This window comes from Candidatus Spyradosoma sp. SGI.093, from assembly GCF_050314555.1.
Classification (GTDB): domain Bacteria; phylum Verrucomicrobiota; class Verrucomicrobiia; order Opitutales; family UBA953; genus Spyradosoma.
On sequence record NZ_JBNPNH010000008.1, the window covers coordinates 59,290 to 79,370 of the forward strand.

Genomic DNA, 20,081 nt, shown 5'->3' on the forward strand with positions numbered 1-20,081 from the left:
CGGAAGAAAGTTTTCAAAAAGTTTCGCCTCGGCGAAACCCGCACTGCTCTTGTCACTTGTCACTTGTCACCGGTCACTTCCTTTCCAGGACGAAGTTCCTGAACGCCTCGACTTCCTCGAGCGTGTCGAATTTCGCCGTGTACATCTGATTGCCCATCGTGCGCACCATGAGCTCGGGCATGCGTTCGCACATCACGATCGCGTTCCCGTAGCGCGAGAGAATCTCCTCGTGCGAATGCTCGTAGGGGCGGCGGCTGTCCTTCTGGCTCGCGTAAACGCAGAAATATTCGCGCTCCGCCGCGGGAACGCGCCGCTCGCCGAAGGTCACCATGTCCGCCCAGATCTGATAGACGTCCGTGCTGTGCGCGAAGTTCATCATGTCCGGCGTGTAGCCGCCCGCCGGGCGCATGTTGACTTCGAGCGCGACGAAGTCGCCCGCCGCGCCGAGCCCTTCCTTCGTTTCCCGAAGGCGGAAAAATTCCAGATGCACGAAACGCCGCCGCGCGCCGAACGCCGCGACCGTCCTGCGCCCGAGCGCCTTCAGCGCCGCGGAAACGTCCCGGCTCACGTAATAGGAAAGATCCAGATCGAGGTTCACGATGTCCATGATCGACGGCGGCCAGGCGGTCATCGATTCGAAGAGAATGTTGCAGTTCCCGTCCGTGATCGCGTCGAACGAAAAAATGTCCCCGTGCACGAACTCCTCCATGATGTAGTCCGCGCTCGGCGGATTCGCGAAAAAGCCGCGCAGCTCCGCGTCGTCGTGCAGCGCCCAGGTGTTCGCCGCGCCCACGCCGACGTCCGGCTTCACGACGACGGGAAAGCCGACTTCGGCGACGAAGCGCTCCGCCGCCTCGAGCGTCGTCACGCGGCGGAAACGCGCCGTCGGCACGCCGCCGCGCGCGTAAAACGCCTTCATCGCGGACTTGCTCTTGTAGGCGTTGATTTCGCTGAGCCCGACGCCCGTCGTCACGTTGAAATCCGTGCGCAGCCGCGCGTCCTGTTCGAGCCAGTGCTCGTTGTTCGATTCGATCCAGTCGATTTTCCCGTATTTGAAGGAGAAGAACGCGACGGCGCGGAAGACTTCGTCGTAGTTTCCCATGTCGTTCACGCGATAGTATTCGTTGAGCGCGCCGCGCGTCTCCGGCGGGAGCGCGTCGTAGGGCGTGTCGCCGATGCCGAGCACGTTCACGCCGTTTCTTTTCAGACGGTCGCAGAAATTCCAGTACGTGCGCGGGAACTGAGGAGAAATGAAAATGAAATTCATGGGAGGTTTTCTCAAGGTAGCACTCCGCATTTTCATACTCAACCAAATTAGTGGGGAAACCGCGCGCGCAAACTTCTTTTAACGCAAAGAACGCGAAGAAAACCGCGAAGTCAAAGGAAGTTAAAGAAAAGTTTTAAGGGAGAGGCGGCATTCCTGCCGCTTCCTCGAAATCCGCGAACGCAAACTTCCCTTTAACCTTTAAGCTTTTTTAAACACAGAGGAACAGAAAAACAGAGGAACGGAAAGGAGGGTAAGCGTCTCGCTTGCCCTCCAAATCCGCGGAGACAGAAATGCTCCCGCCAAGACGCCAAGGCGCAAAGAAAAACCGCGAAGTCAAAGGAAGTTAAAAAAAGTTTTAGAGGAGAGGCGACATGGCTCCACGCTTCGCTTACCTGTCGCTTCCTCGAAATCCGCGAACGCAAACTTCCCTTTAAGCTTTACCCCTTAAGCTTTAAGCTTTTTCACAGCCCCGGCGGGGCGAAACAAACGTAACCCCATGCGCGCGGCGAAGCGCGCGCTTGGGGAAAATCCCGCACAGGCGACGCGCCTGAAAGGCGCAACTTCCCGAGGCGTCCGCCGTCTCGCGGCACGACGTTCCCGCGGGGCAGTTGCGCTTTTCAAGCGCGTGTTCTTTTGCGGACGCCGCCCCAAGCGGCGCCGCCGCATGGGGTTATTTTTGTGCCGCATTTCATGCGGGGACATGGGGGCGAAGGCATTCCTGCCTTCGGTCGTAAGGCGGGCGATTTTTCGAGTCCGCGCGTTCCCGCAATCGCGCACTTACAGCGCGCTTTGTTTTTGTCCGGTTCCGTAGGGTTGAAACCCTACGCTGGGCAATTCCGCCCCGACGGGGCGAAACAAACGTAACCCCATGCGCGACGCGAAGCGCGCGCTTGGGGGAACGCTCCACGTATCGAGCGCGCCTGAAAGGCGCAACTCCCCGAAGCGTCCGACCTCTCGCCGCGCTCCGTCCCGCGAGGCAGTTGCGCTTTTCAAGCGCGTGTTCTTTTGCGGACGCTGCCCCAAGCGGCGCCGCCGCATGGGGTTATGTTTGTGCCGCATTTCATGCGGGGACATGGGGGCGAAGGCATTCCTGCCTTCGGTCGTAAGGCGGGCGATTTTTCAAGTCCGCGCGTTCCCGCAATCGCGCACTTACAGCGCGCTTTGTTTTTGTCCGGTTCCGTAGGGTTGAAACCCTACGCTGGGCAATTCCGCCCCGTCGGGGCTTAGGTTTCCCTTTTTCGGCGAGGTCCTTCGCGGGAGCGAATCCAATCCCTTAGAATCCCCGAAATCCCTGTTCGTTTTCGCGTTTCCGTGGCGTGCGCGCCAAGCCCCGAAGGGGCGACAAGTGCTCAGCGTAGGGCAAGCGAGCGCCGCGAGCGCAGCCCTACAAAACCGCAGACAAACCGACGCGCCCTGAAGGGGAGCAACTGCCGGCGCGAATCCTCACGCCTCGCAACGAAGACGTGGACGTCTTCGCCCCCAAGGGGCACAAAAAAAGGAGCGCCCCCGCGGATCTCTCCACGAGGGCGCGAGTTTAACACACTAAGAAAAAGGGATGAAAAAAGTCGAGGAGTCGAAAAGTTTAAAAGCTTGAAAAGTAATTACCTTTTAAACTCCTAAACTCCTCCACTCCTGAACTTTTTACGCTTTTCTCCGGCGGCGACGCGTTCCCGCGAGCGCGAGCGCCCCGAGACCCGCCAACAGACCGAACACCGACGGCTCCGGAATCGTCATCGTCAGCTTCAGCGTGTTGCCCGAATAGCTGAGCGACTGCGTCCACGCGCTGAGCGTTTCGCTCAGATTTTCGAGAACGACGACGCTGCCGAGCAAGCTCGTGCAGTCCAACTCAAACGCGTTTTCACTGTATTTCAGCGCCGTGTTCGAAATAAGCGTCAACACGATTTCTTCCGTTCCGGCCGTCTGTCCCGTCATATCGACGACGAGCTTCGCGCCGCTCTCGAGGTCGATGCCGTTCGTGACCGTCACCGCCTTTCCCGCGACGAGTCCGAGCTCGGCGCCGCTTTTGACCGTCGTCTTGCCCGAACCGAGCGCGGACGAGCTCGCCGCAACAAGGCGCCCCGCCTCAATCGTTGTCGCACAATCGTAATTATTGCGTCCGCTCAACTTCAGCACGCCGTTTCCGGTCTTCTTGAAGCCGTTGTTGCCGTCCGAATGCTTCGTGAGAGCTCCGGAAATTTCCAGCATGTCGCCCAAGTTCGTAACTTCGACCATAAACGCGCTGCGCAACTTGATTTCCGAGGAAATCGTATTATTCGTTCCTGTCGCGGTGACCGTGCCGCCGAAAGTATTGAACGACGCGCCGCCTTCGCTCGAAACCAACGTGTTTCCTTTAAGCGTGATGTTTTTAGACAAGGTCATGCTCGCATAGTTTTCGCCGTTCTTGTCCGCAATAACGAACTTCGCAAGATTCCCCTCGGCGCCCGTCATGACGATTCCGCCGTTCGCGTCGTTATACTTGAACGAATCGTGTCCCGTCACCTTAAGCGTACCGCCCGCGTTGACCTTGAACGTCGCCGTATGATTGGTTTCAGTGCCGGTAAGATTGACCATGCCGCCGTCGTTGATGTTGACCGTGCCGCCGAGCACCGCGGACGACATCATCTTCAGCGTTCCCGCGTTAACGTCGATGACGCCGCCGAAATTCCCGCGAATCTCCACGGTAAGATTGTTTCCGGTTCCCGCCATCGAAAGCTTTCCCGTGTATCCGGAAAGCGTCCCGATGGAATAGGTTATCGGCTCCATCGTCCCGCCGCTGATGCTCAAGTCACCCGTTCCGGAAAGCGTCCCGATGGTAAACTTTGTGCCGGAGTCACGGCTCCATTTAGAGGTGATTGCGCCGGCGCCGTTCATCACGACTTCACGGATAGAAAGAAATTCGGAAGCGTTCTGCGTGTCCTCGATATGGAGCGTGCCGCCTTCGAAAGTCAGTTTTCCCCACGTCAGTGCGGAAGCGGAGAATTTATCCGCGTCCAAACTCAATTGGCCCGCGAGAACGATGTCGTCAAAAAGCAGGTTGACGGTCTTGCTGGTCAACTTCGCGCCGGATTCGATTCTGAGCGTGTTTCCGGAAATGGACGCGGACGCGGACGCGCTATCCTTCGTCGTCTGTTGGAACGTGTACTCCGCGCCCTTGACCGTCATGTCGCCGACCGTCAGCGCGGAACCGTCCGCAAGCTTCACGGTCCTGATTCCCGCCTCCGCGCCGAACGTCACGTTGTCGAGCGTGTAGAAGATGTCCGCTTTGTCCTCAGAGGAAAGATTGGCGTTCGTCCAGTTCTTGTTCGTCGTGCTCGTGTTCCACGTCGAATTTTCGGAAGTGCCGTTCCAGACGAGACTTGCAGGCGTGCCCTCCGTAATCGTCACAGCTCCGGAAGTTCCTACGCTGATTTCCGAACGCCCGGAAAAGAGCGAGCCGTCGGACTGACGGAAATTGTTCACCGTCAGATTGCTCCAACCGCCGACACTCGAAGCCCCGGAAATCAGCGTCCACGTGTTATCGGATTTGTAATTGTCGTTGAGAATGAAAATCACGGAATCGTTCACGGAAACGGAGCCCGAGCCGGAAACCGAGACGGTGTTCGCGAGTGAAACCGTGCCGCCGAGAGAAAGCGCCGCCGTATCCGCAACGGAAACCGTTGAGAAATAGCTCGTTCCCGTGAAGGACTGCGCGCCCGTTCCCGTGAGCGCGAGCGCGACACCGTTCGTCGAAGAACCGACCGTTCCCGAGAAGGTCGTGTTCTGAGCGCCCTTGATGTTCAGGTTGGAACCGCCCGCAACGGAGCCGCTCCCGCTGAGCCCCCCGAACGTCGCCGTGGATGACGACCAGTTCAGCTGGATTCTGTTCGCAAGACTGATCGTTCCCGTGAAATCCTCTGCATTCTCGACGGTGATGACGCGAGTTCCGGTATCGCCTGTCCACTGCGAAGTCGTGATGTTGCCGGAGCCGCTCAGCTTCGTGATGTTGAGGGCGCCGCCCTGAAACGCGATGTTCGTCCCTTCGGAGAGAATGGTCGTCGTTCCCGTGAGATTCGCCATTGCCCCGATGCGAAGCGCGGAGCGCGCTAGATCTCCTTCCGGTGCGATGAACGAAGATGTGCCGAGAAAGACATCGTTTGCTATCGTCTTTTCTGCACTGACCCAAAACTGTCCGCCCTGCAGATATAGATCTCCGGTCGTGCTGATTGTTGCCGATGATTCAAGTTTCCAACTTCCGGATTTGAACCAGACACCGCCGGTGCCGCCCGAAATAGAAGTCAGAGTGAACTCGCCGGTCTTACCACTTCCTCCTTCGTTCGACAGAGAATCAAGCACCAAATCATTGTTTCCGATCGTAAACGTAGTCGTAGAGCCGCTCCCAGGCTTATAGACGGTGTTTTTGGAAATCGTAAGCGCGTCCGACTGGCTCGCTGTTTCCGGAAGAAAATCGGTGATGACGGGCAGACCGTCAGCGCCGGTCGTCCACGCGTAAGCGGGAACGCTCATCGTCGCGGCGGCGAGGAGGGAGGTGAGGAATAATTTTCGAGTATTCATTTTCTTAGTTTTTGGATTTTCGTGTGTTCAAATGGTTTCGGGCACGGACGCGAAAACGCCGCCCGAGCCCGGATTCGGGGCGCAGGCGAGGAGGATTTCACCGCAGTTTCTTGCTGGAATCGGCGTCATTTGTCTTCTTGTGCGTGCGATTTTCCTGTCGGAAAATTTTCTGAAATCATGATCGGTCATGAATACCGGGGGGTAAACGCCGCGCAGCCCTTTATTCATCACGATTTGTCAAACAATCAAATATAAGTTCGATTTTCAACGCAAAGAACGCAAAGACTTTGACTGCAAAGTCAACGGAAGTTAAAGAAAGTTCTTCAACCACGAATTGACACGAATTTTCACGAATTTCGGGTAAACAACATCACGCGGGGCGCGTAGCGGCTCGCTTTCCTGAAAACTCTGTGCTGCTTTGCGTTCTTTGCGTTAAACCTTTGTTGAAATTCCGTGCTTTTCCGTGTTTTCCGTGGTCAAAAATTTGGGCTTGCAGCGGTATTCATGACCGGTGGGGGAGGAGGGCGGCGGCGAGGAGGAGGTCCTGCGGGCAGGTGATTTTCGGGTTCGGGGCGAAGTTTTCGACGAGGGCGACCGGGGCGGCGAACGCCGAGACGTCGTCGGTGACGACGCGGTTTTCGGCGACGGCGCGTTCGTAGGCGTCGAGGATTTTCCCGAGCGGGAACGCCTGGGGCGTCTCGGTCTCCCAGAGACGGGAGCGGTCGAGGTCTTCCTGCGCGCAGGCGACGCCGGGCGGCGTTCCCGCGGGCACGCGCTTCACGGTGTTCACGCAGCGGTGCGCGAGGACGGCGGCGCCTTCGCGGCGGGCGGTTTCGAGGACGGCGCGAAGGGCGTCGGGCGCGACGAGGGGGCGGGCGGCGTCGTGGATCAGCGCGACGGCGTCGTCGGGCGCGCCGTGTTCCCGCGCGGCGCGGAGGCCGTTGAGGACGGAATCGCGGCGTTCGGCGCCTCCGCGGCAAAAGAGGCGCAGCGGGAACGCGTCGGGCGCGAGGTGCGCGGCGAGGGTTTCGCGGACGGCGGCTTCCTGGGCGTCGTCGCGGCAGACGAAGACGGCGGCTCGGGCGACGCCGCTTTCGGCGAAGGCGCGGACGGCGCGCGCGAGGACGGGCACGCCCGCGATCGGCGCGAAGATTTTGTCGGCGACGACGCCGCGCATGCGCGAGCCGGAACCGCCGGCGAGGAAAAGGACGAAGGAGGAAAACATGGGAAAGGTGATGAGGTTATGTGGGAGGTTAAAAGGTTAGGAGGTTAAAAGGTTAGGAAAGGTGATGGGGTTATGGAAGTCGGGAGGCGCAATCTTTAAACTTTAACCCTTAACCTTTAACCTCTTAACCTTTAATTAGCCCCTTCTTCTCAGACCCGGATTTTCTTTTTCGGGGCGGGCGGCGGCGGCGCTTCGTCGTCGGCGGGAACGGGAGCGGGCTCGCCGTCCGTTTCCGCGTCCGCGGCGTCGGCGGCATCGTCGTCTTCCCAGGCGTCGAGGTCGATGAATTCGGGCTCGGTTTCCTCGGGCGGGACGTAGTCGTCGAAGAAGACGTCGATCCCGCCGAGCGGGGCGTCGCCGAGGAAGCAGTCCGCGCTGGGTTTGTCCATCCCGAGGGCGGGCGGGAAGTTTTTCGGGGAAAACCTGCGGAGCTTGCCGAGGCGGTTTTCGAGGCGTTTGGAATACTCGATGCCGAAGTGGGCGAAGTAGGGCCCGAGATTGGTCTTCGCGGCGCGGGACCAGGCGGTGACGAAGGTTTCCGCCTTTTCGAGCTCGGTGTCCGCGGGCGGTTTTTTGGCGTTGTTGTAAACGTCGAGCGCCTTGGCGAGGACGTTCCAGCCGAAGGTTTCGGCGGGCGTGATGAGGCCGCCGATGATTTCGGGCGTTCCCGCCTCGGCGGGGTGCGTGAGGGCGGAGGACTGGAGCGCGGCGACGTCGAAGAACGCGGAGGGCTTTTTGCCGGTCGCGGTCTCCATGCACGCGAGGGCGAGGAGCGCGGCGGGGGCGTCCTTGTTGCCGTTGAGCGTCCAGGCGTCGCGCACGCGGTTGCGCGCGAGGTGGAAGAAGAGCGGCCAGAATCCGTCTTTGCGGATTTTTTCGAGGTCGGCGAAGGCGGGCGCGAGTTCGAGCGGGAGGACGATCACGTCGCCGCCGTGGGCGAAGAATTCGGTGCAGTCCGCGTCGAAGACGACGCGTTCGCGGGATTTGCGGGGCTTCGTTCCCGTGAGCTTGTCGAGGGCCTCGACGGTCTTGTCCCAGAATTCGACGAGGGGTTTCGGGTTTTCGAGACGGCGCGCGACGGCGGACGGGATCGTGGCGATGAAGCGTTTGCCGGCGATTTCCGCCCAGGGCGCGGGCGCGAGGCGGAGGTGCTCCCATTCCTGGGGCTTGGTTTCGCCGAGCTCGTAGAAGGGCATTTCGACGACGCCGACGAACTCGAAGCGCGCGTAGCGGGGCACGCGCGGCTGGTCGCCCGAGGAGATTTTGCTGCGCGTCGGCGGCGCGGGAGCCTCGACATAGATCGGGCCGCCGAAGGGATTGGCGATTTCGACGGTGGAATCGCCGACGTAAAATTCGCGCACGACGGCGGGGAAGCGTTTCCAGGCGTTCTTTTTTCTGCCTTCGAGCAGGTTGTCCGTGTGCGCGCCGACGCGGATGCGGTAGCCGGTGCCGACGCCGGCGCTCGAGACGTGCACGCGGATGATTTCGCCCGGCGGCGCGTAGAGCCCGGCGCCCTGCCATTCGCGGATTTCGTTGTCGGTCTTGAAGGCTTTGTTGACGCGCGGGATTTCCTCGGGAACGGCGCCGGGGAAGACGTCCGCCGCCGGGTGGGCGACGATTTCGCGCGGCGGCAGCCTGAGGAATTCCTTGAGGTCCTTGCCGCGCTGTTCGCGGGCTTTTTCCGCCTCGGATTTTTCCTTGCGGGCGGCGCGGCGCAGGGCGTCCTCGCGCTCGCGTTCGTCGAAGAGCATGCGTTCCCGCGCGTCGCGTTCCGCCTTGCGGCGCAGGGCGGCTTCCTTCTTCGCGGCGAGCATGGCGTCGCGCGCCTCCTTGGCGCGTTTTTTGTCGGCGACGCGCTGTTCGTTTTCGGTGAGGCGCTCGACGATCATCTTGCGCTTCGCGGGGCGCTGGACGGCGATTTCCGCGGGAAAGGGATTTTCGGGCGTGGGGACGATTTCGTTGACGCGCGCGCAGAGCTCGCTTTCGACGTTGTTGACGATGACGCGGCCGGCCTTGGCGCGCCTGGATTCGAAGACGGGCTCGTCGGCGGCTTCGGGCGCGTCGTCGGCGAAGAGCGTTCCCGCAGCGAAGAGCGCGGCGAGGAGGAGGATTTTTTCGGGGAAGGCGGTCATCGAGGCGTAAGATCCGGGAAAAGAAAGGTTATGAGGTTATAAGGTTATGAGGTTATGGAGTTCGGCTGCGCCGAGGAAAATGACGGGAGCAGTGAACAGCGAATAATGAATAATGAATAATGAGTAACGCCTTGCGTTCGGCTTCGCCGAAAGGATTTTCAATACTGTATCCATCACCGCGTTATTCATTATTCACTATTCATTGTTCACTATTCATTATTAATTATCCGTTACTCAATGCTCTTGTCTCCTGTCTCGCGTCACCTGCTCCTCATCTCCCGAGCAGCCAGAAGCCGATCTTGATCCAGAACGGGAGCGTGAGCACGCACGCCGCCGTGGAGATCAGCACGACGCGGAGCGCGAGTTTCGCGTCGCCCTTGTAATACTGCACGACGACGATGGGCAGCATCGCCGAAGGCATTCCCGCCTGGATCACGAGAATGCTGCGCAGATCCGGCGGGAGACCCGGGCACCACAGCGCCGCCGCGACCATCAGCGCGGGAATCGCGCCCAGGCGCACCGCGACCGCGCCGACGGACGCCTTCGCGTCGTCGCGCAGGCGGAAGCCGCTCAGCAGCACCGGGAGCGACATGCCGACGAGCAGCACGCCGCTCGGGATCATGCACGCGCCGAGCATTTTCGCGGAGTTCAGCGCCCACGCGGGAACGTGCCCGTCGAGCCCGCAGAAATTCAGCGCGACGGCGACCGCCATCGTGATGAAGATCGGATTCACGAACGCCTTGGCGACTTTGCCGAGCTCGGGCTCGCCGCTGACGACCGCGAGCCCGACCGTCCAGATGCCGACCTCCACGCCCGTGTTGAAGAGCAGCATCATGCCGACCGTGTCCTCCGAACACAGCGACGCGCAGACCGGCAGCGCCATGTAGCCGTAATTGTAGATGCCCGCGCAGTAGCCGAAGACGCGCCGCCGCGCCGCGTCGCCGATACCGAAAAGCCGCGCCGCGAACACGGCGACGACGATGCCGAGCGCGATCGTGAGGAAGCCCGCAAAGAGCGTCTTGAGCACGACCTCGCAGTCGCGCAGCAGCGGGTTGCCGAGCACGCGGTCCGCAATCAGGCAGGGCGTGAAGACCCAGACGACGAGCCGCATCAGCCCGAACTGCGTCTCCTGATTCACCCAATTTTTGCGGCGGAACAGGTAGCCGAACGCGGCGATGACGACGACCGGCAGCGTCGCCGTGAGAAGTGCCATTCCGGAAACTTCGACCATTTTGAAAAGGGAGGTTGAAAAAGGTTAAGGGTTAAAGGTTAAAAGGTGACGGGCGGGGGAAGAGGTTGAAGCCGTCGAAACGCGACTCACGCCGCGGCGGCGGGAACGAGAGGCACGATGCGCGCCGCCGCCTCCTTCACGGATTCCCGCGCGCGCATCAGATCGAAATGCGTCTGCGCGTTCATCCAAAACTGCGGGGACATTCTCAGCGCGGCCGCGAGCCGGAGCGCGGTTTCCGCCGTGATTCTGCGGTTTCCGGCGATGATCTGCCCGATCGCCGTCGCGGGAATGCCGCTCGCTTTGGCGAGGCGATAATTGGAGACGCCGAGGTCGTCGAGCAGTTCCTTCAGGTGCGCTCCGGGATGAGGAGTCTTCAGTCTGTTCATGCTTTTTCCTTTTCTAAAATTTTCAATGATAGTCGCAAATTCTTACGTCGTATGCGTTCCCGCCGACAAATTTAAAAACGATTCTCCATTGATCGTTGACGCGAATCGACCATTCGCCGAGTTCGGGCGGATGGAGCAACTCGAGTCTGTCGCCCGGGAAAGCTCTCAAATCTTCAATCTGCGCGGCGAAATGAAGGCGGTTCAGCTTCATCAAAGCGCGCTGTTGGATGTTCTGAGGCAATTTCCGAGAACGCGTTTCGTTGAAAATCTTTTCCGCTTCCTTGTCGGCGAAAGTTTTGATCATGCGGACAGTATCGCGCCACGATACTATCGCGTCAAGCAACATTTGAAGGCGTCGTCGGAACGCCGGCGTCATTCCGCGCTCTGTTTGTCGTAGAGCTCGCGGTAGAGCGGGCAGTTCGCGTAGACTTCCGCGTGCGGGCCGTCGGCGACGATGCGCCCCGCGTCGAAGACGAGAATGCGCGTCGCCGTGCGGATCGACGAGAAGCGGTGCGCGATCATGAACGTCGTGCGGCCCTTGACGAGCTCTTCGAGCGCGCTCTGGATTTCCGCCTCGCTTTCGGAGTCGAGCGCAGACGTGGCTTCGTCGAGAATGAGAATCGGCGCGTTCTTCAGGAAGGCGCGCGCGATCGCGATGCGCTGGCGCTGGCCGCCGGAGAGGCGCCCGCCGCGCTCGCCGACGAGCGTGTCCCAGCCGTTTTCGAGCGACATGACGAAATCGTAGGCGGCGGCGCGGCGCAGGGCGTCTTCGATTTCGGCGGGCGTCGCGTCGGGTTTGCCGAGGCGGATGTTCTCGTAGATCGTGTCGGCGAAGAGAATCGGCTCCTGCGAGACGACCGCGATGTTCTGCCGCAGCTCGTGCTGCAGCGCGTCGCGCACGTCCACGCCGTCCAGCTTCACGTTCCCGCGGGCGACGTCGTAGAAGCGCGGGATGAGGTTGGCGACGGTGCTCTTGCCCGCGCCGGAAGGGCCGACGAGCGCGACGGTCTCACCGGGCTTCACGGAGAAGGACACGTTCTTGAGCACGGGCTCCTCGGGATCGTAGGCGAACTCGACGTTCTCGAAATCGACGCTCCCGCGCACGGCGCCGAGCGGTTTCGGCGACGCGGGATCGGCGACTTCGACGGGCGCGTCGATGACTTCCTCCAGACGCGCGAGCGCCGCCGTGCCTTCCTTCACGCGGTTGTTCACCTTGCCGATTTTCTTGATCGGATCGTAGGCGAAATACAGCGCGCCGACGAGCGCGATGACGGTCTCCTGGTCCAGCCCGGCGCAGGCGGCGCGGTACACCGCGAAGGAGACCGTGCACGCGGCGATGATCTCGATGAGCGGCGTGAGGAGCTTGTCGTACTTCACGACCTTGAGCTGCAGGCGCAGATACGAGCGCACGTAGTCGCGGAAGCGGGAACACTCGCGCGCCTGCAGATTGTAGGCGCGGATTTCGCGCGGCGACTGCAGGCTTTCCGTCAGCACGCCGGAGAGCTCGCCCGCCTTGTTCAGCGCGTCGCGGGAACGCCGGCGGATGCGCTTGCCGATGATCTGCACGGGCAGCACCGTCACGGGAACGAGCAACAGGCTGAGCAGGAATTCCATCGTCGCGGCGCTCTGAAACGCCTGCCAGACGACGAAGCCGATCGCGCCCGCGAGCGTGAACGGCTGGATGATGAGGTCGTTCGTCACTTCGACGAGCACGCTCTTCACGAGCATCGTGTCGCCCATCGTGCGGCTCAGCAGGTCGCCCGAATTGTGCTTGCGGAAAAAGTCCAGGTGCAGCCGCTGCAGGTGCTCGAAGAGCCGCATGCGCACGCCCTCGAGCACGCGGATGCCGCACACGTTGAGCAGGTACGTGTTGCCGAACATCGACGCGCCGCGGACGATGAACACCAGCGGCATGAGCAGGATCGCGAACGCGAGCACGTAGTCCGCGGGAACGGCGAGCGTCGGCAGGAAGTCCAGCCCGTAGCGCACCGCCGTCTCCGAGCTCGGGTCGAAGAGCACGAGCGCCTGCGGCGTTCCCGTATCGGAAAAGAGCACGGGCAGCACTTTTTTGAGCATCAGCGGCAGCCCGAAGCCGCTCGCGACGCCGGAAAGCACGCCGAGCAGCAGCGCGGAAAAGAAGGTCCAGCGCACTTCGAACAGCAGCGAATAATACGGGAGGAAACGTTTCATGGGGAAAGTGATGAAGTTATGAAGGTTATGAGGTTAAAAGGTTATGAGGTTGTGGGCGGGAACGGCGCGCCGCCGCGTTTCAGTCGATTCGGATCTTCACGACGCGGACGCCGAGGTCGCCGCCGTCCACGACGAGTTCCGCGACGCCGGAGCCTCCGCGCTTCGAGCGCACGACCGCCTGCGCCAGCCCCGCGAACGCCTTCATCTCGCGGCCTTTCAGCGAGGCGTGGTCGGTCGGGTCGCCGTTGCACACGCCGACGAGCTCCGCGTCCCCGCGCACGGAGAACCTGAAGCGGTCGGTCGCCGTCGGCACGACGCGTCCCTGCGCGTCGCGCACGGAAACGGTCACGTAGGCGAGGTCGCGCCCGTCGCCGCGGATTTCCGCGCGGTCCGCCTCGGCGGCGAAGCCCGCGGGAGCGCCCGTCGTCTCGACCTTGTCGCGCGCCCATTCGACGCCGTTCCTGTAGGCGACGACTTCGAGCGTTCCCGGCTCGTAGCGCACGTCCGTCCACGTGAGGCGGAAGCGTTCCCGCATGTCGCCGTTGAGGTCCTTGCCCGTGAGCGGCGCGCCGGTCTTCTTCGCGCGTCTGCCGAGGGATTTGCCGTTCAGGAAAAGCTCCGCCTCGTCGCCGCTCGTGTACACGAACACGGGCGTGATCTTGCCTTCGCGGGAGCCCTGCCAGTTCCAGTGCGGAAGAATGTGCGCCGCGGGAACGTCCGGAAGCCAGTGCGCCTGGTAAAGCCACGCGCGGTCTTTGCGGAAGCCGCACAGATCGACGATGCCGAAATACGACGAGCGCGACGGCGTGCCCTGTTTGAGAATCGCCGCCATCTCCTTTTCGAGGCGCGCCACTTCCTCGGGCGAGGCGCCGCGGAAATCGTTCGCGGGCTTGCGGCCGAGGTTCCACGGCGTGGGCTCGCCGAGGTAGTCGAAGCCCGTCCACACGTATTCGCCCGCGCAGCGCGGCTCGTCCTCGAGCGCGCCGAACTCCACGTCGGGAGCGTACGCCCAGCCGGGCGCGTAGATGCCGTAGTCTCCGACCTGGCAGACCGCGAGATTGTCGCAGAAATTGCGCCGCCAGAACGGCTCGAAGTCCGCGGGCGAGTCCGCCTTCGCCGGGAACGAGTAGAAGCCGCGCGTGCTCACGCACGACGAAGTTTCGGACGCGACGAAGGGCGTCTGCGGGTTTTTCTTCGCGAAATCCTTGTAGCTGTTCGGCTTGTAGTTGAAGCCGTACACGTCGAACTCCTTGCCGAAGCCGTTCCACGACGCGCTGAGGTCGTTGCAGCCGACGGTGACGGGGCGCGTCGCGTCGTATTTTCTGAAGAGCGCGACGAGCTCCCGCGCGATTTCCTTGCCGTCGCGCGCGCCCTGCTCTTCGATTTCGTTGCCGGCGGACCACGCGATCACGCTCGGGTGATTCCGGTCGCGCGTCACGAAGTTGCGCACGTCGCGTTCCCGCCACTCGTTCCAGTAAAGATTGTAGCCGTTCGCCTTGCCTTCCTTGGTGTATTTCCAGCAGTCGAAAAGCTCGTCGTCCACGAGGACGCCCATGCGGTCGCAGAGGTCGAGCAGCTCGGGCGCGGGCGGATTGTGCGAGGTGCGGATGGAGTTCGTGCCGAAGCTCTTCAAAATCTCGATCTGGCGTTCCATCGCGCGCGTGTGCGCGGCGCCGCCGAGCGGCCCGAGGTCGTGGTGCTGGCACACGCCCTTGATCTGCACGCGGCGTCCGTTCAGGAAAAACCCTTCCGGCTTCCATTCCGCCTTGCGCACGCCGAAGACGGTCTCCTGCCGATCGACGAGTTTTCCGTCCACGAAGACGCTCGTCGCGAGCGTGAGCAGCGCGGGATTTTCGACGTCCCACAGCTCGACGTCCGCGAGCGCGAGTTCCGCGGGAACGCCCGCCGCGCTTTCGGCGGACGCGAGCGTCCTGCCGTCCTTGAGAATTTCGCTGCGCACGCGGATCGCGCTCCCGGAAACGCCTTCGACCGCCGTTTCCGCGACCGCCTTCGCCGTCTTCGCGAAAAATTTTCCGTCGCGCGTCTCGATGCCGTCGATCTCCGGCGTCGTCACCCGCACGCCGTTATAGGCGACGTGCACGGGATTTTTCTCGACGAGCCAGACGTGCCGGTAAATGCCCGCGCCGGGATACCAGCGCGTGGAGTTCGGCAGATTTTCCGCGCGCACGGCGACGACGTTCCTTTCGCCGAACTTCAGGAACGGCGTGACGTCCACGCGGAACGACGAGTAGCCGTACTTCCACTCGCCCGCGAGCTTTCCGTTCACGTAAACCCGCGGCATCATCATCACGCCGTCGAAGTCGAGGAAGAATTTTTTGCCCGCCTTCGCCGCGGGAACGTCGAAGCTCTTGCGGTACCAGCCGACGGCGTCCCACGGGAGCGAGGCGGTCTGGTTCGGCAGCTGCGGCAGGAAGCGGCTCTCCACGCCCCAGTCGTGCGGCAGGTCGAGCGCGCGCCACTTCGCGTCGTCGAACGCGACGTCGGACGGCGGCTCGCCTTCGCGCTTCGATTCCGGAAGAATCGGCGTTCCCGCCGCATCGAAGAAGCGCCATTCGAAAATGCTCGCCCACGCGCCGCCGCTCGGCGCGACCTCGACCTTCGCGAAACGGAATTTTTTGTCGAGGCGGGACGCGTCCTTTTTCGCGGGCGCGGTCTTCGCGGAATTGTCCGCCGCGAGCGTCCAGTTTTTCCCGTCGGCGGAAACGAAGATCTTGTGGCGATAGACGGCGTTCTTTTCCCAGAGAACTTCCGTCGTCGCGGCGGCGATTTCGCGGCCGAAGTCGATTTCGAGCGCGGCGGGACTCGCGTTCGCGGCGCACCAGCGCGTGTTCTCGTTCCCGTCGAAGGCGTTCCCGGCGGGATTGTGCGCTTCCTGCGAAGTCGCCGTTCCGGGGAAAACTTCCCTGCCCGGCTCGTTTTTCGCGAGGCAGTCGTCGTGCCTGCCGAACTTGGCGAATTTCCAGCCGAAGTCGAAGGTCTCGCGGGAGACGCCGGCTTCGGCGCACGCGGTCTTTTCGGGCAGGATGAAATGCTTTTCCGCTGCCGCGTCGGCGGCTTTTTCGGGCGCGCATCCGGCGACGAAGGCGGCGAGCGCGCAGGCGGAAATCAGTTTCGGGCAATGAAGCGCGTTTTTCATGGCGCACGATTCAACACCAAAATCGGCGTTCCCGCGAGAAGGAATTGCGGCGACCGCGTTCCCGCGCCCGAACGGCCACCGATTCGCCCCCGGTTCCGAATACCGAGGCAAGCCCGAAATTTCGACCACGGAAAAACACGGAATTTTTCGGGGCGGGCGTTCGCGGGAACGCAGGGGAGAAGCGGCATGGCTCCACGCTTCGCTTACCTGCCGCTTTTTTGAATTTTCTTGAAGCTGATTTTCGAAGAAGCGACAGGAATGTCGCTTCCCCCCTAAGCGAAAACCGCGCGATTCGCTCGAGGGGAAAATCCCTTTGTTAATGCGGCTTGGACGACGTTTACCCCTCGGTATTCGGAACCGGGGATAATGCGTTTCAAAATTCATCCGTAAACGCTTATGAAAAAATTAATCACCATCACCACGCTCCTCGCCGCGGGCGCCGCGCTCGCGAACGCGGAAACGATTTGGCTTCCGATTACAACGTCAACCGGACTGTCGCAAAGCAGCCTGCAGCCTGATCGGGATAAAACCGAAGCCCAAGCGATTGAGGCTCTTCTCGGCTACAACGCCGGAAGCTACGCCGGCGGAAACAATAATTCCCTCAGCAACTGGGGAACGAACAGTGAAGGCGTCGTAAGCGGCAGCATTGACGCGGGGTACTCCGTGACGCTTCTCGGGCGTTCCGGTGTCGGCGGCGACTGGTTCGGCTCCGTCATCGACGCGTCTTCGCTGAGTCTGCCGAGCGACGAATCGCTTCTTTCTTTCAATCTCTCCTTCACGGGAGCCTCGGGAACGATCAGCCCGAACGTCAAAGCGATTCTGGCGTTGAAGACGGATTCCGGCGTTTATTACGAGACGCTCGCTTCCACCGCCGGCGGCGCGAACGGGAACATTTCTTGGAACGTATCTTCCATTTCCGATATCGATACGGTTTCGAAATTCGCGGTTTATTTCCAAGGCGCTGGCGGCACCGCGACGAGCTCCTACACGATTTCGAACATCAAGGCGTCGCTGACGACGGGTGCCATTCCCGAGCCGTCGGCGTTCGGGCTGTTGGCGGGGCTGGGTGCGCTCGCGCTGGCGGGAACGCGTCGCCGCCGCCGCAAATAGAGTTCAGGAGAGGAGGAGTTCAAGAGTTTAAAAGTAATTACTCCTCGACCTTTTAAACCTTTTCGACTCCTCGACTTTTTCATAGTGTGTGTTGGCGTCCTCGCGGAGCGATCCGCGGGGACGTTTTTGCCGTGGAAGCGCGCGGCGCGAAAAAAAAGTTTTCGGGAGCGCGGATTTCGCTTAGGGTTGCGGCAGGATGTTTTTCTCCCCGTTCCAGCAGAGAGTGATTTCGTGGGCGGCGACCGGCGTCGCCGTCGCGGTGCTCGCCGCGCTCGCCGTCGGCGTGGTCGCGGCGGGCGCGAAATTTCTCGCGGCGTTCGGCACGGTGATCTGGCCGATCGTGATCGCGTCGCTGCTCGCGCTGCTGCTGCGCCCGGTCTGCGATTTTCTGGAAGCGCGTCTGCGCCTGCCGCGCGCGGCGGCGATCGCGGCGCTGTTCGTGCTGCTCTCCGCGGTCGCGGCGGGAGCGCTGCTCTTTCTCGTTCCCGTGATCGCGCGCCAGGCGGCGGAGCTCGTCCACCGCATTCCGGAGCTTTGGGCGCGGCTGCTGGAGCATTTCCCCGCGCTCGCGGACGCGCTCGAAGACTTTCTCGAAGACGGCGGCATCGTCGAACGCGTGAAGGGCGACGCTCAGTTCGGCGAGCATCTGAAGGCGGTCGCGACGGCGGCGTTCCCGAAGCTGCAGGCGGTCTGGATGAAGGCGGAAAGCCTTTTTTCGCAGGTCGTCGCGGCGGCGGTCGTGCCGATCTACTTCTGTTATTTTCTCGGCGGGCGGCACGATCTGATCGGGCGCTTCGAGCGCGAGGCGGCGGCGCTGATCCCGCGCGGGCTCGCCGAGGACGCCGCGTTTCTGATGCGCCAGTTCCGCGACATCGTGGTCGCGTACTTCCGCGGGCAGTTTCTCGTGGTGACGTGCTACGGCGTGATCCTGGCGGCGGGCTTCTTCGTCGCGGGGCTGCCGGGCGCGATTTTTCTCGGGCTCGCGCTGGGCTACCTGAACATGATCCCGTACTTCGGTACGGTCGTCGGGCTGTGCGCGATTCTGCCGCTGGCGTTCTTTTCGGGCGGCATGGGCATGCTCGCCGCCGTGCTCGTCGTCTTCTGCGTCGCGCAGGCGGCGGAGGCCTGGTGGCTCACGCCGAAGATCATGGAACGCCACACCGGGCTGCACCCGATGGTCATCATGATTTCGATCTTCTTCTGGGCGATTGCCCTCGACGGCGTGCTCGGCATGGTGCTCGCGGTGCCGCTGACGGCGTTCTTCGCCGTGTTCTGGCGGCTCGTCAAGGAGCGGCTTTCCAGGCGCCCCGCCGGCGACGTTCCCGCGCCGCCTGAAACTGAAACGCGTTCCCGCCATGGCTGACCTCGGATTTTCGCAGTATCAGAGACTTTCGCAGGAGCAGACGCTTTCGCCGCAGATCATCCGCGCGCTGAATCTGCTCCAGGCGCCGTCGATGGATCTGCAGCGCGAAGTCGCCGAAGAGCTCGCGAAGAATCCGCTCCTCGAAATGGAGGACGGCGGCATGAGCTCGCTCGAGACGCCCCTGCCCGAAAATCCCGAAATGCCCGGCGCACGCGCCCGCGGGAACGCCGACGCGGGAACGCCCGACGGAGACGCCCCGGACGCCGCGCGCGACGACTGGCGCGAACGCGACGACGCCCCGCTCGGCGAAACCCGCGTCTGGACGCGCGACGACGACGAGCGCCGTTCCCGTCTCTTCAACTCCCTCGTCGAACACGCCTCGCTCCGCGACATGCTCGACGAGCAGATCGCCCTCGCGGACGTTCCCGAGAGCGAGCGCCGCATCCTTTCCGGAATCGCCGACCGCCTCGACGAAAAGGGCTTTCTCGAAGGCGACGCGGACGCGCTCGCGACGGAGCTCGGCGTTCCCGCCGCCGACGCGGAAAAGGCGATCGCGACCTTTCAGACCTTCGACCCGCCCGGCATCGGCGCCCGCGATCTGCGCGAGCTCTTCATGATCCAGCTCCGCCGGAACGGGCGCGAAAAATCGCTCGCCTTCCGCGTCGTGAGCGAAGCCTACGACGCCCTGCTCGCGCGGAAATTCGGCGCGATCGCGGACAAGTTCGGCGTCTCCGATTCCGCGCTGCGCGACGCCGTCGCGGAGATCGCCCGCGTCAACCGCGTTCCCGCCAAGGACTTCGTCGCCGACGAGAACCGCGAAGTCTTCCCCGACCTCACGTTCTACTTCGACGAGAAGACGGGCGAGTGGGCGGCGAAGTCCAATTTCGACTACGTGCCGAAGCTGCGCATCTCGCCCGCCTACAAGGCGCTGCTCGCGCAGGGGAAGCTCTCGCCGAAGGACCGCGCGTATTTTTCCGAAAAGACGCGCGACGCGAAATCGCTCATCAACGCCCTCGACGAACGCCGCCGCACGATCGAAAAAATCGGCGCCGCGCTCGCGAAATTTCTCCGTCCCTTCTTCGAAAAAGGTCCCGCCGCCCTGCCCTCGCTGACGATGGCGGACGTCGCCGCCGAAATCGGCATGCACGAGACGACCGTCTCCCGCGCCGTCGCCAACAAATACGCGGAGACGCCGTGGGGCGTGCGCGAGCTGCGCAAATTCTTCAACGCGTCGCTGCCCACGGATTCCGGAGGCTCGATCTCCAACGCGGGCGTGCGCGAAGTGCTGAAGGAAATCCTCGAAAACGAGCCGTCCGCCTCGCCGCTGAGCGACGAAAAGCTCGCGGAGGAACTGGGCAGGCGCGGCATCCGCGTCGCGCGCCGCACAATCGCGAAATACCGCGGCATGCTCGGCATCCCGCCCGCGCACCTCCGTCGCAAATTCTGACGCGCGCGCCGCCGCTCCGCGC

General features: G+C 62.4%; 12 protein-coding genes. 3 read left to right on the forward strand and 9 right to left on the reverse strand.

Annotated elements, in window-relative coordinates:
- Positions 1-73: 73 nt before the first annotated feature.
- The 9 genes from ACQREB_RS07745 to ACQREB_RS07785 all read right to left on the reverse strand — a co-directional run bounded on the left by ACQREB_RS07745 (position 74) and on the right by ACQREB_RS07785 (position 16,139).
- Positions 74-1,267: an ATP-grasp domain-containing protein gene (locus ACQREB_RS07745; protein WP_427767335.1), complete on the reverse strand. Its 1,194-nt coding sequence runs from the start codon at positions 1,265-1,267 to the stop codon at positions 74-76.
- 1,641 nt (positions 1,268-2,908) lie between these two features.
- On the reverse strand, positions 2,909-5,818 hold the full coding sequence (locus ACQREB_RS07750) for a beta strand repeat-containing protein (RefSeq protein ID WP_427767338.1): 2,910 nt from the start codon (positions 5,816-5,818) through the stop codon (positions 2,909-2,911).
- Positions 5,819-6,320: 502 nt separating this feature from the next.
- Positions 6,321-7,043 carry an IspD/TarI family cytidylyltransferase gene (locus ACQREB_RS07755; RefSeq protein ID WP_427767341.1) on the reverse strand — a complete coding sequence of 241 codons (723 nt, stop codon included), beginning with the start codon at positions 7,041-7,043 and terminating at the stop codon, positions 6,321-6,323.
- A gap of 149 nt (positions 7,044-7,192) precedes the next feature.
- Positions 7,193-9,175: a M60 family metallopeptidase gene (locus ACQREB_RS07760; RefSeq protein WP_427767343.1), complete on the reverse strand. Its 1,983-nt coding sequence runs from the start codon at positions 9,173-9,175 to the stop codon at positions 7,193-7,195.
- Between the two features lie 271 nt (positions 9,176-9,446).
- Complete coding sequence (locus ACQREB_RS07765; RefSeq protein ID WP_427767346.1) at positions 9,447-10,388, reverse strand: AEC family transporter; 942 nt, start codon at positions 10,386-10,388, stop codon at positions 9,447-9,449.
- Positions 10,389-10,492: 104 nt separating this feature from the next.
- On the reverse strand, positions 10,493-10,792 hold the full coding sequence (locus tag ACQREB_RS07770) for a HigA family addiction module antitoxin (RefSeq protein ID WP_427767348.1): 300 nt from the start codon (positions 10,790-10,792) through the stop codon (positions 10,493-10,495).
- A 22-nt stretch (positions 10,793-10,814) separates the two neighbouring features.
- Positions 10,815-11,096: a type II toxin-antitoxin system RelE/ParE family toxin gene (locus tag ACQREB_RS07775; protein ID WP_427767351.1), complete on the reverse strand. Its 282-nt coding sequence runs from the start codon at positions 11,094-11,096 to the stop codon at positions 10,815-10,817.
- A gap of 68 nt (positions 11,097-11,164) precedes the next feature.
- Positions 11,165-12,982 (reverse strand): ABC transporter ATP-binding protein, encoded by a 1,818-nt coding sequence (locus tag ACQREB_RS07780; protein WP_427767353.1) that lies wholly within the window; start codon positions 12,980-12,982, stop codon positions 11,165-11,167.
- A 79-nt stretch (positions 12,983-13,061) separates the two neighbouring features.
- Positions 13,062-16,139 carry a glycoside hydrolase family 2 TIM barrel-domain containing protein gene (locus ACQREB_RS07785; protein WP_427767356.1) on the reverse strand — a complete coding sequence of 1,026 codons (3,078 nt, stop codon included), beginning with the start codon at positions 16,137-16,139 and terminating at the stop codon, positions 13,062-13,064.
- A gap of 396 nt (positions 16,140-16,535) precedes the next feature.
- On the opposite strand from ACQREB_RS07785, the gene ACQREB_RS07790 reads away from it, so the two are divergent.
- The 3 genes from ACQREB_RS07790 (at position 16,536) to rpoN (ending at position 20,059) form a co-directional block, all read left to right on the forward strand.
- On the forward strand, positions 16,536-17,249 hold the full coding sequence (locus ACQREB_RS07790; protein WP_427767358.1) for a PEP-CTERM sorting domain-containing protein: 714 nt from the start codon (positions 16,536-16,538) through the stop codon (positions 17,247-17,249).
- Positions 17,250-17,445: 196 nt separating this feature from the next.
- On the forward strand, positions 17,446-18,612 hold the full coding sequence (locus ACQREB_RS07795; RefSeq protein ID WP_427767361.1) for an AI-2E family transporter: 1,167 nt from the start codon (positions 17,446-17,448) through the stop codon (positions 18,610-18,612).
- Positions 18,605-20,059: an RNA polymerase factor sigma-54 gene (rpoN, locus tag ACQREB_RS07800; RefSeq protein ID WP_427767363.1), complete on the forward strand. Its 1,455-nt coding sequence runs from the start codon at positions 18,605-18,607 to the stop codon at positions 20,057-20,059. The genes ACQREB_RS07795 and rpoN overlap by 8 nt, the downstream gene beginning before the upstream one ends.
- Positions 20,060-20,081 lie beyond the last annotated feature (22 nt).

Bases quoted from the DNA above. Each gene is read 5' to 3' on its own strand.
- ACQREB_RS07745 (WP_427767335.1), bottom strand. From the start codon at position 1,267: ATGAATTTCATTTTCATTTCTCCTCAGTTCCCGCGCACGTACTGGAAT.
- ACQREB_RS07750 (WP_427767338.1), bottom strand. From the start codon at position 5,818: ATGAATACTCGAAAATTATTCCTCACCTCCCTCCTCGCCGCCGCGACG.
- ACQREB_RS07755 (WP_427767341.1), bottom strand. From the start codon at position 7,043: ATGTTTTCCTCCTTCGTCCTTTTCCTCGCCGGCGGTTCCGGCTCGCGC.
- ACQREB_RS07760 (WP_427767343.1), bottom strand. From the start codon at position 9,175: ATGACCGCCTTCCCCGAAAAAATCCTCCTCCTCGCCGCGCTCTTCGCT.
- ACQREB_RS07765 (WP_427767346.1), bottom strand. From the start codon at position 10,388: ATGGCACTTCTCACGGCGACGCTGCCGGTCGTCGTCATCGCCGCGTTC.
- ACQREB_RS07770 (WP_427767348.1), bottom strand. From the start codon at position 10,792: ATGAACAGACTGAAGACTCCTCATCCCGGAGCGCACCTGAAGGAACTG.
- ACQREB_RS07775 (WP_427767351.1), bottom strand. From the start codon at position 11,096: ATGATCAAAACTTTCGCCGACAAGGAAGCGGAAAAGATTTTCAACGAA.
- ACQREB_RS07780 (WP_427767353.1), bottom strand. From the start codon at position 12,982: ATGAAACGTTTCCTCCCGTATTATTCGCTGCTGTTCGAAGTGCGCTGG.
- ACQREB_RS07785 (WP_427767356.1), bottom strand. From the start codon at position 16,139: ATGAAAAACGCGCTTCATTGCCCGAAACTGATTTCCGCCTGCGCGCTC.
- ACQREB_RS07790 (WP_427767358.1), top strand. From the start codon at position 16,536: ATGAAAAAATTAATCACCATCACCACGCTCCTCGCCGCGGGCGCCGCG.
- ACQREB_RS07795 (WP_427767361.1), top strand. From the start codon at position 17,446: ATGTTTTTCTCCCCGTTCCAGCAGAGAGTGATTTCGTGGGCGGCGACC.
- rpoN (WP_427767363.1), top strand. From the start codon at position 18,605: ATGGCTGACCTCGGATTTTCGCAGTATCAGAGACTTTCGCAGGAGCAG.